At 73.2% G+C, this 15120-nt stretch carries 12 protein-coding genes and 1 pseudogene; 6 read left to right on the top strand and 7 right to left on the bottom strand.

Going from position 1 to position 15120, the window contains the following annotated elements:
• Window positions 1–186 precede the first annotated feature (186 nt).
• The 3 genes from ACFUK0_RS07855 to ACFUK0_RS07845 all read right to left on the bottom strand — a co-directional run bounded on the left by ACFUK0_RS07855 (window position 187) and on the right by ACFUK0_RS07845 (window position 3831).
• Window positions 187–1041 carry an LppX_LprAFG lipoprotein gene (locus tag ACFUK0_RS07855; RefSeq protein ID WP_380247317.1) on the bottom strand — a complete coding sequence of 285 codons (855 nt, stop codon included), beginning with the start codon at window positions 1039–1041 and terminating at the stop codon, window positions 187–189.
• Between the two features lie 231 nt (window positions 1042–1272).
• On the bottom strand, window positions 1273–3597 hold the full coding sequence (locus tag ACFUK0_RS07850) for an ATP-dependent RecD-like DNA helicase (RefSeq protein ID WP_380247315.1): 2325 nt from the start codon (window positions 3595–3597) through the stop codon (window positions 1273–1275).
• A 60-nt stretch (window positions 3598–3657) separates the two neighbouring features.
• Window positions 3658–3831: a hypothetical protein gene (locus ACFUK0_RS07845; RefSeq protein ID WP_380247313.1), complete on the bottom strand. Its 174-nt coding sequence runs from the start codon at window positions 3829–3831 to the stop codon at window positions 3658–3660.
• 820 nt (window positions 3832–4651) lie between these two features.
• On the opposite strand from ACFUK0_RS07845, the gene ACFUK0_RS07840 reads away from it, so the two are divergent.
• Together ACFUK0_RS07840 and ACFUK0_RS07835 are read left to right on the top strand one after the other, a co-directional pair.
• Complete coding sequence (locus ACFUK0_RS07840) at window positions 4652–5518, top strand: S-methyl-5'-thioadenosine phosphorylase (protein ID WP_380247311.1); 867 nt, start codon at window positions 4652–4654, stop codon at window positions 5516–5518.
• A 110-nt stretch (window positions 5519–5628) separates the two neighbouring features.
• Complete coding sequence (locus ACFUK0_RS07835) at window positions 5629–7002, top strand: hypothetical protein (protein ID WP_380247310.1); 1374 nt, start codon at window positions 5629–5631, stop codon at window positions 7000–7002.
• A gap of 27 nt (window positions 7003–7029) precedes the next feature.
• On the opposite strand, the gene ACFUK0_RS07830 is transcribed toward ACFUK0_RS07835, so the two are convergent.
• The 3 genes and pseudogenes from ACFUK0_RS07830 to ACFUK0_RS07820 form a co-directional block, all read right to left on the bottom strand.
• A complete protein-coding gene (locus ACFUK0_RS07830; protein ID WP_380247308.1) occupies window positions 7030–7701 on the bottom strand; it encodes an SAM-dependent methyltransferase in 672 nt (223 codons plus the stop codon).
• Window positions 7698–8156 (bottom strand): DUF2064 domain-containing protein, encoded by a 459-nt coding sequence (locus ACFUK0_RS07825; RefSeq protein ID WP_380247436.1) that lies wholly within the window; start codon window positions 8154–8156, stop codon window positions 7698–7700. Before ACFUK0_RS07825 ends, ACFUK0_RS07830 begins: the two co-directional genes overlap by 4 nt.
• Window positions 8157–8354: 198 nt before the next feature.
• Window positions 8355–9041, bottom strand: a pseudogene (locus ACFUK0_RS07820) (glycosyltransferase family 2 protein); the annotation flags it as partial.
• Window positions 9042–9182: 141 nt separating this feature from the next.
• Here ACFUK0_RS07820 and ACFUK0_RS07815 point away from each other — a divergent pair.
• Both ACFUK0_RS07815 and ACFUK0_RS07810 read left to right on the top strand, forming a co-directional pair.
• Window positions 9183–9950: a response regulator transcription factor gene (locus ACFUK0_RS07815; RefSeq protein WP_380247306.1), complete on the top strand. Its 768-nt coding sequence runs from the start codon at window positions 9183–9185 to the stop codon at window positions 9948–9950.
• Entirely contained in the window at window positions 9947–11122 is a 1176-nt protein-coding gene (locus tag ACFUK0_RS07810) for a sensor histidine kinase (protein WP_380247304.1), read from the top strand. The genes ACFUK0_RS07815 and ACFUK0_RS07810 overlap by 4 nt, the downstream gene beginning before the upstream one ends.
• Window positions 11123–11131: 9 nt before the next feature.
• Here the strand turns inward: ACFUK0_RS07810 and ACFUK0_RS07805 are convergent, their stop codons facing one another.
• Window positions 11132–12187 carry an NAD-dependent epimerase/dehydratase family protein gene (locus ACFUK0_RS07805; protein ID WP_380247302.1) on the bottom strand — a complete coding sequence of 352 codons (1056 nt, stop codon included), beginning with the start codon at window positions 12185–12187 and terminating at the stop codon, window positions 11132–11134.
• A gap of 643 nt (window positions 12188–12830) precedes the next feature.
• Here ACFUK0_RS07805 and ACFUK0_RS07800 point away from each other — a divergent pair.
• A complete protein-coding gene (locus ACFUK0_RS07800; protein ID WP_380247300.1) occupies window positions 12831–13685 on the top strand; it encodes a ferritin-like domain-containing protein in 855 nt (284 codons plus the stop codon).
• A complete protein-coding gene (locus tag ACFUK0_RS07795; RefSeq protein WP_380247298.1) occupies window positions 13682–14515 on the top strand; it encodes a ferritin-like domain-containing protein in 834 nt (277 codons plus the stop codon). Before ACFUK0_RS07800 ends, ACFUK0_RS07795 begins: the two co-directional genes overlap by 4 nt.
• Window positions 14516–15120: the final 605 nt, after the last annotated feature.

Here is a 15120-nt window from a genome sequence, read left to right as displayed (position 1 = left end):
GACCCGGGCATGACTACGAGGACGGCTACGGTGCCCGGACAGGCCGGTACCCTGCCCGCTCCCGGCCGCTTCACCGCCCGGCTGCGCCCGCGACACGCCGCCGCCACTGAGTGCGGCGGGACGGGCTCGATGCCGTGCGGGCGGTGGAGGACAGCGATCAGGGTGAGCTCGCGACGGCTCGGTCGGTCAGCCGACGAGGACGCCGGTGAGATCGGTGACCGTGCGGGTGTCCTTGGCGGCAGGGGGTGTCACCGCGACGGCCTTGCCCAGTTCGGTGTAGGTCACGGTATTGGAGCTGCGGATGTCGCTCGTCTCCACGCCGATCCGGATCTTCACTGCCCGGCCCTGGGGGTCTACCCACACGTCGGCCGGTACGGGGACGTCGGTGTTCTCGCTGAGGAACGTCTGCGTCTCGTCGCGTACCTCCGGTGCGAGGCGGGCGGTGAGGGCGTCGTCGGTAAGGATTCCGCTGTAGTGCGCGGTGCGGGTGCCGTCGACCTCCTCCTCGCCGCCGCGGGTGACCTGGGTGAGGGTGGAGACCTGCTGCAGGATGTGGGCCGGGTCGTTGAGCGGGGAGCGCAGGAGGTAGTGGGCCACGGCCTTCTCCCGGTCGAGTCCCGCCCAGGTTCCGTCGGGCATGTCCGCGGCGCCGCGCACGTAGACCTTGCCGGCGGCGAATACCTCGTCGATGTGGCTGATCGCGCCCTCGGGGAAGTCGACGCCGAGCTGTCCCCGGCCTTCCGCCAGGTCGAAGGGCCCGGTGATCGTTATGGTGTGCTTCGCTTCGTCGGTGTCGATCTGCAGTTGCTGGTTGATCTGCACGCTGGTGCGGCCTGTGGCGGCCACGGCCTCGCGCACCGCCGTGGCGGGATCGGTGACCGGCACTGCCGAGGTGGCGGTGGCGGCGGCGCCTGCAGGCGTCGCGGACGTGGATGCCGGAGCAGTCGCCGAGGACTGCGGCGCGGCAGTGCCGGTGACGGTGGAGCAGCCGGCGGCGCACAGCAGTGCGATTACCGCGAGGAGACCTGACTGGCGAGGCAAAGCTTTCCCCTGACTGGGTGGTCCGGGCCGCCTCATCGCGGCGCCCCGGGGTGTGTCCTGGACACGCACCGGGGTTGACACTATCCCCACGCAGGGCTCTGACCTGTACTGACGGTACGTCATGTGCATGCTCGTGCGGAGGGCGGGTCCCGTGCTCCGAGCGCCCCGTCGGCGGGCAGCGTCAACTAGGACAGCGAACGGGCGAGACAGGGGCGGGTTCCGGTCCACAGATCAACAGAGCGAAGCCTGGCCGTCCACTGCCTGGCGAGGCCGGGGCAGTAGCACGCTGTCGGTGAGTGCTTCGCGGAGCCGGAGCGCGAGGGAGGTGTTGCGGGGCTCGGCGGGCCGAGTGATGGCCTGGTCGAGGGCGGCGGGGTCGCCGACCAGGACAAGCATCTGCCGGGCGCGGGTGACGGCGGTGTAGAGGAGGTTGCGGCGTAGCAGCAGGTAGGCGGAGCCGGTGCGGGTCATCGGCACGACGACCATCGGGTACTCGCTGCCCTGGGCGCGGTGGACGGTCATGGCGTAGGCGTGGAGAAGTTCGTCGAGCTCGTCGAAGGCGTAGGCGACCTCGGTGTGGTCGTCGTCGGTGAGCATCCGGACCTGGCGCTGCTTGTCGTCGACCTGGGTGATGCGGCCGGTGGTGCCGTTGACGACCCCTCGGCGGAGGTCGGTGCGTACCGCGACGACGCGGTCTCCCGGCCGGAAGGCGCGGCCGTCGCCCCAGTGCTGCTCCTGGCCGTCATGGTGGGGGTTGACGGCGGCCTGGATCGCGATGTTCAGGTCATGGGTGCCGAGCGCGCCCTTCGTCCCCGGCGCCAGGACCTGAATGTCGGCCGGGGTGACGCCGTAGCGACGGGGCAGCCGGTTGGTGACGATGTCGACGACGGTGGCCTGGATCTCCTCCGGGGTGGGCAGGGTGCGTTCTGCGTCCTTCAGGCGGACGTCGACGAACCAGAAGTCGTCGGCGTTCGAGGTGGGCCGACCGTACTTGATCTCGTTGGCGTTGGTGACGATCGCGCTCCCCTGACTCTGCCGGAAGATCACGCTGAGTTCGGTGCGCGGGATCTCCGCAACGGCGAGCAGGTCGGCCAGGACCTGGCCCGCGCTGACACTGGGCAGCTGGTGGACATCGCCGACCAGCAGCAGGTGCACTCCGGGAACCAGTTTGCCCAGAAGTCGGGCGAACAGCTTCACATCCAGCATCGACGCCTCGTCGACCACGATCAGGTCCGCATCCAGCGGGTCGTAGGCGTCGAACAGGCTGACCTGCGCCGCCGGGTCCTCGCGCCGGCCGTGGATCAGCCGGTGCACGGTGGTGGCGCTGCGCCCGGTGAGTTCGGTCAGGCGTTTGGCGGCGCGGCCGGTCGGTGCGGCCAGGCCGACGCGGCCGCCGGCCGACTCCACGATGTCGACGATGGTGCGGACGGTGAAGGACTTTCCGCAGCCGGGCCCGCCGGTGAGGACGGAAACCGGCTCGGTGAGGGCCATCCGTACGGCGGTCTCCTGCGCCGGGGCGAGTTCGACGGCGCTGTCGAAGACCGGCAGCGGCTCGGTGGCCCAGCGGCGAAGGGTGGACAGGCGGGTGCCGGTGGCGCTCAGGCGGGCGATCCTGGCTGCGACGCCGGTCTCTGCGGCGTGCAGGTGCGGGGTGAACACGGCGGGGCGCAGCCGCCGCTCCTTTCCGTGCTGCTCCTGGCCGTGGGGGAGGTCCTGCACGATGACGTTCTGGGTGGCCACCAGGGAAGCCAGCTCGGCGGGGAGCAGGTCGGCCAGGGTCTCGTCGTCGCCGAGGTTGCGCACGGTGGCCGGGTAGAGCTGACGCTCCCACAGGAAGCAGTCTCCGCGCGCCTGCTCCAACGTGTGCAGCAGTGCTGCCTGCAGCCTCTGGGGGCTCCGCTCGGGCAGGCCCAGCGACAGGGCGAGCTTGTCGGCGGTGAGGAAGCCGACGCCGAAGACCTCGGTGAGCCGGTAGGGGGTGCTCTGGACGATGTCCAGGACGTCGGTGACGGTGTGGGCTTCCTTCCGGTCGGTCCGGAAGTGCCGCACGATCCGCGGGGCGTGGGTGGCGGAGATACCGGCTCCCTGCAGCAGGATCATGAGCTGGCGGATCTCCTGGTGGACCTGCCAGGCCGCGATGATCTCCCCGAGGCGCTTCCTGCCGATCAGGTGCACCTCCAGCAGGCGCTCGGGAGTGGTGTCGATGACCTGCAAGGTGTCCAGTTTGAACTCGTCCACGATCGCGTCTGCCAGCTTCGGGCCGACGCCCCGCACCAGCCCGGATGCGAGGTAGGCGCGGATCGCGTGCAGGGTGGCCGGCTCGATGTAGCGGCAGGAGACGGCCCTGAACTCCTGCCCCCAGGTCGGGTGTTCGGCTGGATGGCCGGTCAGGTGGAGGGTCTCGCCGGGTTGCACACCCAGCAGGGCCTCGCCCTTGGCTGCGAGGCTCTGCCCGTTTTCGAGGCCGAGCCGCACCGCGGTGAAGCCGCCGCTGCCGACATACAGGATCCGCTCGACGATGCCCTCCAGCACCACCGGCTCCGGCTGCTCGTCCACCCCGCAGGTCCCCCTTCCGCCCGTCGCCATCACCGGTACCCGGTTGCCACTGTCCCAGCGTCATTGGCGCACCGCCTGCCAGGATGTCTTCTGTTCGCCGATGAGCACGGCCCGGGCGCGCTCCAGGTAGGCGGGAGCGGTCCAGCCGCCGACCCGCACCTTCGGGTTCTCCGCGAATCTGCGGGGCACCGCGCGTCCGGCCACGATCCAGGCGACAAGGTCGTCCGAAGTCACGTCCGGCACCTGATTTCAGCACACCGGCGGGAGTGTGCGGGCCGGAACCGATCTCTGGGAGACCAGACGCAGTAGGCCCGCCGCGATCCGCCACCGGCCACCACACGGCGCCCACCCCGCCCGGCACCGCTGACCGTCTGAGGTAGGCGGGAGTGTCATGAATTCGCTCTGCCACGTAATCGGTGGTAGCGAAGGGTGACAGCCGTCGTTGTCATGGTGCGCGATGTCAATGAGCTTGCGGGTGTGGTGTTTTCAGGGTTGCCGGCCCTGGTGTCCAGGGTGTGACGGATGAGGGCGAAGTCATCCAGGTGGGTCGCGGATTAGCCGGCGGTGGCGCGGCCAGTCACCTTCGGGTTGCGGTCCGGGGTCTGCGGCGTTTGATCACCGAGGCCACACCCGACCGGTCACCGGTCGGTCCGTCGAGGTAGCTGAAGGCCAGGAGCACAGGCCAGGAGCACTCCTACGACGCCCCGGAGGGGGCAAGCACAGTCAGGAGCAGCGGTACCACGCGGTGTCGGCGCCCGTACGGCGTGCCGACCGACAGGTATCCCGACTGGAGGCGGGCGTCGTGGCCGGGATCGCACAGTCGTGTGATTGCGGTGGGCGGCAGTCAGTTCTTGCTGATGGTGCAGCTGTAGGTGGCGCTGCCGCAGCCGCTGTAGGCCTCCAGGTCGGCGCAGTAGGTGCCGGTCCTGCTCGCGGTCAGCAGTAGCCACGGCCAAGGCCCGCTGTTCGTGAATCGTAAGGCCGGCGTTGACGTGATCGGCCGACTGGAACTCCTAGGGTGGCCGTGGCAGATTCCTGTGGAGAGGCGGCGGATATGACGGATCGAAAGGTCGGGCCCGGTGGGGCCGAGTTCGCGGAGCTGGGGGTGATCGGTGGTTCCGGTCTGTACGCACTGCTCGACGACGTGACCGAGGTCGTCGTCGACACCCCGTACGGGCCGCCCAGCGACTCGCTGTTCCTGGGCGGGGTGGCCGGCCGGCGGGTGGCGTTCCTGCCGCGGCACGGGCGCGGCCACCGCCTGCCGCCGCACCGCATCAACTACCGCGCCAACCTGTGGGCCCTGCACTCCCTCGGGGTCCGGCAGGTGCTCGCGCCGTGTGCGGTCGGCGGGCTGCGGCCGGAGTACGGGCCCGGCACGCTGCTCGTGCCCGACCAGTTCGCCGACCGCACCTCCGCCCGGCCGCAGACGTACTACGACGGTCTGCCGCTGCCCGACGGCAGCACCCCCGAGGTCGTGCACGTCTCGATGGCCGACCCGTACTGCCCCGACGGGCGCCGCACCGCGCTCGCCGCCGCCCGCGACGCCGCCTGGGAGCCCGTCGACGGCGGAACCCTCGTGGTGATCGAGGGCCCGCGCTTCTCCACCCGCGCCGAATCCCGCTGGTACACCGCCAACGGCTGGTCCGTGGTCGGCATGACCGGCCACCCGGAGGCCGTCCTGGCCCGCGAACTGGGCCTCTGCTACACCTCGCTCGCCCTGGTCACCGACCTCGACGCGGGCGTCGAGGCGGGCGAGGGCGTGACCCACGCCGAGGTGCTCGCCGTCTTCGCCCGCAACGTCGACCGCCTGCGCACCGTCCTGCTGAAGGCCCTGGAGAGCCTGCCGGCCGTCCGGGAGTGCCCCTGCGGCCATGCCCTGGACGGCCTCACGACCGGCCTGCCGGGCGTGCCCGGCGACTGACCCGGACCGACTCGGGCCGGACCGGCGACGAGTGTCCGACCCGCTTACGGAATCCGAACGGCGGCCCGCCGGTCCGGCCGGCGGAGCCGGCCCGGTGACAGGGTGGGCCCGTGCCCACTCCCCGCGTCCTGCCCTGTCTGCTGGCTCTCGCCGCCCTCGTCGCCGCTCTCGCCGGTACGGTGACCGGCGGCGGTACGCTCGGCGACCGCACCCCGCTGTACGCCTGGTACGCCCTGGACGCCGCGCTGTTCGCCCTCGCCGTGGTCCTGCTGCGGCGGGTGCCGGACGGCAGGGTCGTGCCGCTCGTGCTGGCGGGAAGCCTCGCCGTCGCCGCCGTCGGGCTGCTGGCACCGCCGCGCACCAGCGACGACGCCTACCGCTACGTCTGGGACGGCCGGGTCCAGGCCGCCGGGATCTCCCCGTACGGGCACACCCCGGACGACCCGGCGCTCGCCCGGCTGCGCGACCCGGGCCTGTTCCCGGTGGGCGGCGCATGCGCGGGCTGGGACGAACGGCGCACCGCGGCGGGCGACTGCACCCGGATCAACCGGCCGGCTGTGCGCACGGTGTACCCGCCGGTGGCCGAGGCCTGGTTCCTCGTGCTGCACCCGTTCGGCGGCGGCGTGCGCGGCATGCAGGCGGCCGGCGCGCTGCTGGCCGTCGCCACCACGGGCGCGCTGGTGGCCATCGGCCGCGGAGGACGGCGGGTGGCGCTGTGGGGGTGGTGTCCCGGCATCACGGTGTGGTCGGTCAACGACGCGCACGTCGACACCCTCGGCGCCCTGCTGATGGTCCTGGGCCTCGGCCTGGTGGCACGGCAACGAGCGGTGGGCGGCGGCGCGTTGCTCGGTGCGGCGGTGGCCGTCAAGCTGCTTCCGGTGCTGGCGCTGCCCGGTGTGCTGTCCGGGCTGGCAGCCCGGCGCCCGACCGCGCCCGAGCTGCTGCGGGTCTCGGCCGTGGCCGGCTCCGCGCTCGCCGCCTTCGCCGTCGCCTACATCCCGTACGTCGCGCTCTCCGGGGCCGGGGTGCTGGGCTATCTCCCGGGCTACCTGCGGGAGGAGGGCTACGACCGGGGCCACCTCGACCGCTTCGGGCTGCTGCGGCTGTTCCTGCCGGACGGCGTGACGCCGTGGGCGGCAGCCCTGGTGCTGGCGGCCGCGGTGCTGTGGGTGCTCCGCCGCGGGGACGCGGCCCGCCCATGGGCCGGGTCGCTGCTGGTCACCGGGACGTCGCTGCTGCTGGTCGCGCCGGGCTACCCCTGGTACGGACTGCTCGTGGTGGCCCTGGTCGCGCTCGACGGGCGCTGGGAGTGGCTGGCGGTTCCCGCCGCCGGCCAGGTGCTCTATCTGGCGGGCGGCACCGCCGCCCAACAGGTCGCCTACGGCGCGGCGGTGGCGTGCGTGCTGGCCGGCGGCCTGTTGCGGGGCCGGCGTGCGATGCCGGAGCACCCCTCGCCGGAGGTACGGCCGAGAGTGCTGCGCTGAGGGCCCCCGGCCCGCAATCCGGGGTCGTCACATCTGGCGCTGCGGATCGGCCCTGCGCAGGGCGAGGAAGCGTCGGCCGTGGGAGGTCCAGCGCTCCGCCTCGGCGAGTCCGGCCTGCCGGGCGCAGCGAGCAGCGGCGTCCGCACCCAGTCGCGCCCAGGTGAACGGCGGCCCGACCCGGCCGCCGGGCCCTTCGACCCTGACCGGACCGTGCTCGTCGATCTCCTCCCGCTCCACCTCGACGAGCAGCAGCCCGTCCGGGGCGATGAGTTGGGCACCCCGGCGGAGCAGCGCCGCCGGGTCGCCGCCGATTCCCAGGTTGCCGTCGGCCAGCAGTACGGCGCCCCAGCGTCCCTCGGCGGGCAGCCGGTCGAACACCGAGCGGCACAGTGCGGCTCCGCCGAGGCGCTGCGTACGCGCGACAGCGGCGCGGGTCACGTCGATGCCGAGCGCGGGCACGCCCAGCGCGAGGAGTCCGGCGACCAGCCGGCCGGGCCCGCAGCCGAGATCCAGAACCGGCTCGGCCCGGCGGGCGCAGCGCAGCAGCAGACCGTGGTCCGCGCCGGCCGCAGGTGCGCACCAGCGTTCGATGTCGAGGGCGATCCTGCTGCCGTCGTCGCGGCGCAGCCAGAGCGGGCCGCGTCCGCTGCGGACGGCCTCGGCGAACGGGTCGTCGACCCAGGCGGCGGCGAGGGTCAACCGGTCACCTCCGGTGCGGGGCCGAGCGAGCGAAGGCACGCGGCGAACCGGCCGTCGGTGGCGGAGGCCGCCACCTGGTGGGCGTCGTGGGCGGTGTCCACGTCGGTGAGCAGAGGAAGGTGGGTGACCGTCAGGCCGGCGTGGGCGAGCCGGTCGAGTACGGCCCGGCCCGTGCCGGGGGTCGACATCTGCACGCCCACCAGCAGCTGCCGGGCGAGGCGCTCGGTCGGCCGGGCCAGGCCGAGGGCCCAGAAGCCGCCGTCGGCCGCCGGGCCGTACCAGGCGTCGGTTCCGGCGCGGCGTGCCGGGGCGAGCGGTTCGGCCAGCATCGGCGCGGCGAGCTGCGGGGTGTCCATGCCGACGAGCAGTGCGGGTGCCTCGGGTGCCAGCCGTGCCGCGTGCGCGAACGCCGCCGCCAGGCGCTCGTCCAGGCCGCCGCCGGACTGCGGGACCACCTGCCAGCCGGTCGGCAGCCACGGTCCGGGTTCGCCGTCGAGGACGAGCAGCCGCCGCCCGGCGGGGACGGTGGCGAGGGTGTCCAGCGTGTCGCTGAGCGCGGCCTTGGCCAGCGCGGCGGCCTGTCCGGGTGTGTACGGCGGGGTGAGCCGGGTCTTCACCCGGCCCGGCACCGGCGCCTTGGCGATCACCAGGAGGGTCGGCGGCGGAGCGGCCAGCACGCCCCGCATGTCGCGGACGGCCTGCCGGGTGCCGCGCAGCGTGCCGGTGACCTTGGAGCGGCCCGAGCGCGGCAGGTAGTCGACGGTCGTCTCGGTGATCCGCATCCCGGCTGCCGAGGCGGCGAGGACCATCTCCAGCGGGTAGCCCGAGCGGCGGTCGCCCAGCCCCAGGGCGAGCAGCCGCTCGCGCCGTGCGGCCCGCATCGGGCCCAGGTCGTGCAGCGGCGCGCCGGTCCTGGCCCGCAGCCGGCGGGCCAGGACGGCGTTGGCCAGGCGGGCGTGCACCGGCCAGGCCCCGGCGGTGACGGGCCGGCGGCGGCCGAGCACGAGGTCCGCCGCCCCGGCCGCCACGGGGCCGGTGACCCGGTGCAGCTGCGCGGGGTCGAGGGAGCCGTCGCAGTCCAGGAAGCAGACCAGGTCGGCGGTGGCCGCCGTCAGACCCGCGTGGCAGGCGGCGCCGAAGCCCCGCCGCTGCTCCTGGACGACGGTGGCGCCCAGTGCGGCGGCCAGCTCGGCGGAGCCGTCCCGGGAGCCGTTGTCCACGACGATCGCCCGCCAGCCCGGGGGGATCCGTCCCAGCACCCAGGGCAGGGCCGCGGCCTCGTCGAGGCAGGGAAGCACGACATCGACAGAGAGCGGGAAAGGTGAGGTCACGCCGGTCACGCTAAGGCCGCCGGGGTCTCGGGAGGCCGCAGCAACGCCTTACGGAACTCGTACGTCGCGCGGTCGCCGGGATCTTACGGAACCCGAACGGGGAGCACGCGGACGTCCGTCGATGGTCCGCCGCCTCCTATCCTCGTCGGAGTGACCGAGACCCCTGCCGCCTGCCCGCCCACCGGCCGCATCCTGGTGATCGACGACGACCCGACCGTGGCCGAGGTCGTCGTCGGCTACCTCAGCCGCGCCGGACACCACGTGGAGCGGGCGGTCGACGGCCACCAGGGCCTCGCCCTCGCCCGGACCCGCCGGCCGGACCTCCTGGTGCTGGACCTCATGCTGCCCGGGATGGACGGGCTGGAGGTGCTGCGCCGGCTCCGCGCCACTGCGGCGGGGGCCGGCCTGCCGGTCGTCATGCTCACCGCGAAGGGCGACGAGGCCGACCGGATCCTCGGACTGGAGGTCGGCGCTGACGACTACGTCACCAAACCGTTCAGCCCGCGCGAGCTCGTCCTGCGCGTCCAGTCGGTGCTCCGCCGCTCCCGCACAGGTGCCGCGACCTCCGTCGAGCCGGGCGCACCGATCGTCTCCGGGGACGTCGTCCTCGACCAGCAGGCCCGCCGCGCCTGGCGTGGCGATCGCGAACTAGCCCTGACACTACGGGAGTTCGACCTGCTGACGTTCCTCCTGCGGCGTCCGGGCACGGTGTTCGCACGACAGGACCTGATGCAGCAGGTCTGGGGCTGGGACTTCGGGGACCTCTCCACCGTCACCGTCCACGTCCGGCGGCTGCGCGAGAAGATCGAGGACGACCCCGCTGCCCCGAAGCTGATCAGCACGGTCTGGGGTGTCGGCTACCGCTACGACCCGGCCGCGCCCGCGCCCCGCGACAGGGAGAAGGACACCCCGGTATGAAGAACCTCCTGCTGATCGCGCTGTTCGCCGCTCTCGGCGCGGGTGGCGCGGGCCTGCTCGGCTGGCCGGTGATCCGCCTGCTCCGGCGGCGTTCCGTCGCGCTCTCCCTCTTCTGCGTCGCCGTGGTGACCGTGCTCGCCGTGGTCTCCGGCACCTTCGCCGTGGCGCAGGCGATGTTCCTGTCCAACCACGATCTCGGCGTGGTGATAACGGTGCTCTGCATGGCCGCGGTGGTGTCGCTGCTGACCGCCGCGCTGCTGGGCCGCCAGGTCGTCGCCGGCAGCCGGGCCCTCGCCATGGCCGCCCGGACCGTCGGCAGCGACACCGGTTTCACGGCACCGTCGCGCCCGCTCGGCTCCGAACTCGCCGCCCTCAGCGCGGAACTGGCCGCGACCAGCGCCCGGCTCGCCGAGTCCCGGGCGCGCGCCCGGGCCCTGGAGGGCTCCCGCCGCGAACTGATCGCCTGGATCTCGCACGACCTGCGAACCCCGCTCGCCGGGATGCGGGCCATGGCGGAGGCGCTGGAGGACGGCGTGGCGGAGGATCCGGCCCAGTACCTGCTCCGGATCCGCGTCGAGGTCGAGCGGCTCACCGGAATGGTGGACGACCTGTTCGAGCTCTCCCGGATCCAGGCCGGCGCCCTGTCCCTCTCGCTCGCCCGGGTCTCCGTCTACGACCTGGTCGACGACGCCCTGGCCGGTGCCCACCCGCTGGCCCGGCGGTGCGGTGTGCGGCTGGAAGGACGGCAGGTGGCGTCGGAGCCAGTCGAAGTGGACGGCCGCGAGATCACCCGGGTGCTCGGCAACCTCCTGGTCAACGCGATCCGTTCGACCCCCGAGGACGGCGTGGTGGCCGTCGCCGCCCGTCGGGAGGCCGACGAGGTGGTGCTCTCCGTCACCGACGGCTGCGGCGGGATCCCGGAGCAGGACCTGCCCCGGGTGTTCGAGACCGGCTGGCGCGGTGCCGCCGCCCGCACCCCGCGCCCCGCCGAGTCCGGCGACCGGCGCGACCAGGGCGACAGCGGTGCGGGTCTCGGGCTCGCCATCGTCCGCGGCATCGTCGAGGCGCATGCCGGACGGGCCCGCGTCCACAACGTCGCCGGGGGCTGCTGCTTCGAGATCACGCTCCCGGCCGCCCGTGCCCCCGTGCCCGTCCCGGCCGCCGGGAGCTGAGAGCCGCGATCACACCCGCAGCGCCGCCCCCGCGAACTGCGCCATCCCCTCGCGGAAGCCCACGCGCGGCCGCCAGCCCAGCTCCGCCCGCAGCCGGGTGGAGTCGGCGGTGATGTGGCGGACGTCGCCGAGCCGGTACTCGCCCGTCACCACCGGAGCCGGACCGCCGGACGCCGCGGCCAGCTCGGACGCCATCTCGCCCACCGTGTGCACGCTGCCGCTGCCCACGTTGTACGCCCGGGCGCTGCCCGGCGGCCTGCCGCCGACGGCCGCCAGCGCGGCGAGGTTGGCCGACGCCACATCCGCGACGTGGACGAAGTCCCGGCGCTGGCCACCGTCCTCGAACACCCGCGGGGCCTCGCCCCGGGCGAGCGCGGAACGGAACAGCGAAGCCACTCCGGCGTACGGGGTGTCGCGCGGCATTCCCGGTCCGTAGACGTTGTGGTAGCGGAGCGTCAGGACGGTTCCCTGGCAGGCGCGGGCCCAGGCCGACGCCAGGTGCTCCTGCGCCAGCTTCGTCGCGGCATACACGTTGCGGGGATCGCCAGGCGCCTGCTCGTCCACCAGCCCGGGCAGCAGCGGGGCGCCGCACTCCGGGCAGGGCGGCTCGAAGAGGCCGCCGTCCAGATCGGCCGGCCGGCGGGCCCCGGGGGCGACGCCGCCGTGCTCCGGGCACTCGTAGCGCCCCTCGCCGTACACCACCATCGACCCCGCCAGCACCAGGCGCCGCACGCCGGCGCGGGCCATCGCCGCCAGCAGGACGGACGTCCCCAGGTCGTTGCACCCCACGTAGTCGGGCGCGTCGTCGAGGTCCAGCCCGAGGCCCACCATCGCAGCCTGGTGGCAGACCGCGTCCACTCCCTCCAACGCGCCTGCCACCACGGCCGGGTCGCGTACGTCCCCGTGCCGGAACTCCACCCCGTCCGGCAGGTCCGGCAACCGCCCCGACGGGTGCACCGCGGGCAGCAGCGCGTCCAGCACCCGCACCCCGTGCCCGGCCGTCACCAGTGCGTGGACCACGGCCGACCCGATGAACCCGGCACCGCCGGTGACCAGAATCTCCATGCCTGCGACGCTACCCATCACCGCGCCCGCCGGTCCCGCCGGACGACACGGCGTCAGCGTTCGGTAACCCCTACAGCCGTGTGGACCCGCCCCGTCGGACAGGATCGCCACCGCACCCGCCGCGGCTGCGGGGCAAAGGTACGAAGCACGGCCCCGCCTGCGTCAGAAGCCGGCCCGACCCGGACTCTGCCGTGTGCCGCGCGGCCTGCGATCGCCACTCAGGGCGGGGCGGACCACGCCGGCGAACCTGTCCGACGGCGCGAGCCTTGCACCGCTGGGCCCGAACCCGCCGGCCCCGCGTGCTGCCACCTCGGGCTCAGGGCCGGGGTAGTTCGGGACCGGTGCCGACAGCGTCAGGGCGGCGCGTTCTCATCGCGACCCGGATCCGCGTGCTCCGTTCAGCGGACCGTGGGCGGCGGACCATTCGCCGCCCGACCTATTGCATCTCCTCCGCAAATAGAAATTCCACGCGATAGGAGAGCGCAGGGGCCTCGCTGTGATGTGGTCGCAGGGCGCCTTGGCACCCGTAGGGGTGAACGGTTGCGTCATCGGGGTGAATCCGGCAATCCGGGCCCACCTGGCGCCCCGAAGGTGTCACGGACGTGCCCGTGACATGACGGGCCCTCAGGAGAGATGGGGCGTGATGACGCAAGAGCGCATCGACACCCGGCTGTTGGAAGAACTCACCGAGCAGTCGCAGGACCTGAACAGCGACGCGGTGCGGATCACCCGAGGTGCGCTGGACGACTTCACCGGGAGCCGCCTCGCACTGCCCTCCCGGCGCTGGTGGCAGCGCGGTGGCGCGCTGGCCGGACTGGCCGGCGCGGCCGCCCTGCTGCAGACGGCCGGAGCGGCTGCGGCATCCCCGTCACCGTCCGGAACCCCGTCTCCGTCCGGGACCCCGTCCCCGTCCGGGTCCCCGTCGGTGACGGCGGACGACATCATGGCGCTGCAGACGGCGGCGTCCATCGAGAACCTGGCGGTGAGCGTCTACCAGACCGCCGCCGGCCTGCCGTTCATCAAGGACGGCAACAAGACGGTCGCGACGTTCATCACCCGGACCACCCAGCAGCACCAGGCGCACGCCCAGGCCTTCAACGCCGCCGCCAAGCAGGCCGGCGGCCAGGTCCAGAACAACCCGGACCCGAAGTACAAGGCGGTGGTCGACCAGGCGCTGCCCACCATCACGGACGCGGCCGGGGTGGTGAAGCTCGCCATCACGCTGGAGGACGTCGCCGCGCAGACCTACACCAAGTACGTCAGCCTGGTCGGCAACGCCGACCTGCGCAAGCTCTTCGCCTCGGTCGCCCCCGTCGAGGCACAACACCGGGCCGTCCTGCTGGCGGTGCAGGCGCTGCTCGCGGGCAACGCGGCCGACCTGATCACGATCCCGGTGGACCCGGCGAAGCTCCCGGCGGCGGCCGGCAGCGTCGGGATCCCCGACACGTTCTACTCCACCAAGGACGCCTCGCCGATCAGTGAAGGAGCCGTCGCATGAGCAATGCGGCCAAGGGCGGCTGGGAGCTGCCCATCAGCGAGCGCGAACTCAGCAGTCTCACCCGGGACATGGAGGACGCCCACCGCGAGACGCTGCCCACGATGCGGGCGGCCGCCGTGGATCTCGCCGAGGAGATCCGGACCCGGGGCGGGAACGAGGGGGCCGACGACGGCCGCCGGCGACTGCTGTTCGGGGCCGGCGGCGCGGCGGCGGCCCTGGTCCTGGCGGCATGCTCCAGCGGCAGGTCCACGACCAACGCCGCCCCGTCGCCGAGCGCCTCCTCGGCGTCGGCGTCGGCGTCGGCGAAGGCGTCCTCGAGCAGCCAGTACACCGGTGACCTGCAGGTCGTCGCACTGGCCACCGCCCTGGAGAACCAGGCCGTCGGGGCCTACCAGGCCGCGCTGGACGCGGCGAAGGCCGGCAAGCTGGGTACGGTGCCGCCGGCGGTGGCGGGGTTCATCACCACCGCGATGGCGCAGCACGCGGACCACGCCAAGGCCTGGAACGCCGTCCTCACCGGGGCCGGCAAGCCGACCATCACCGGCGTCCCGCTCTCCAACCAGGCGAGCGTGACCGCCGCGCTCGGCCGGGCCACCGACGTCGCCGCAGTCGCCGGACTCGCCCTCCAACTGGAGGACCAGGCCGCCCAGACGTACCTGTTCGCGACCTACAACGTCACCAGCCCCGCGGGCATCGCCACCGCTGCCAGCATCGCCCCTGTCGAGGCGATGCACGCCGCCATCCTCAACTACATCCTGGGCCAGTACCCCGTCCCCGACGACTTCCTGCCCGTCGACAAGGCCGCCAGCCCCACTCTCCTCACCGTCTGACTCCGCGATCCGGGACCCGAGGGGCGGACTCGCCGGAGTGCGGCTCTCGGGGACCGGATCGAAATGTGTTCGCCGCTGCAACGGCGCGTCAGCGGTTCGGCTCGGAAAGCTGCCGGCGGCTGCCGCCCGGCCCCAGCCGCGCGCTGTCGAGCATCTCACTCGATTGACACGGGTGGATGACGTTCCCACAGGTGCCGTCCATCATGGAGCCATGATTCCCACGGCCAGTGAGCCTGATCTGATGACGGACGACCTGATCGAGCGTCTGCCGGACCGAACTGATGTCGGCTTCGGCTCCTGGGACGACGACGAGTACGAATTCGTCGACCGCTGCTGAGAAGGATCCCGTGATCGGCGCGGCACCGGACAGCCCCGACTCTGTCGCCACGACCCGCGAACAGCAGCTCACCGAGGCCTTCGTGAAGGTCGCCGGCTCCCTGATCGACGACTTCGATCTCATAGACTTCCTCCAGCAGCTCTCCGAACGCTGCATGCAGCTCCTGGAAGTGGCCGCCGTCGGCGTCCTGCCGGCCGACCAGCACGATCACCTTCAGGTCCTGGCCGCCTCCGACGAGCACACCCGGGTACTGGAACTGTTCGTCCTG

The sequence above is a fragment of the Kitasatospora sp. NPDC057223 genome, from assembly GCF_042669755.1.
Lineage (GTDB): Bacteria > Actinomycetota > Actinomycetes > Streptomycetales > Streptomycetaceae > Kitasatospora.
The sequence above is the reverse complement of the archived record's forward strand: the minus strand, read 5'-3'. Positions and strand labels throughout refer to the sequence as shown.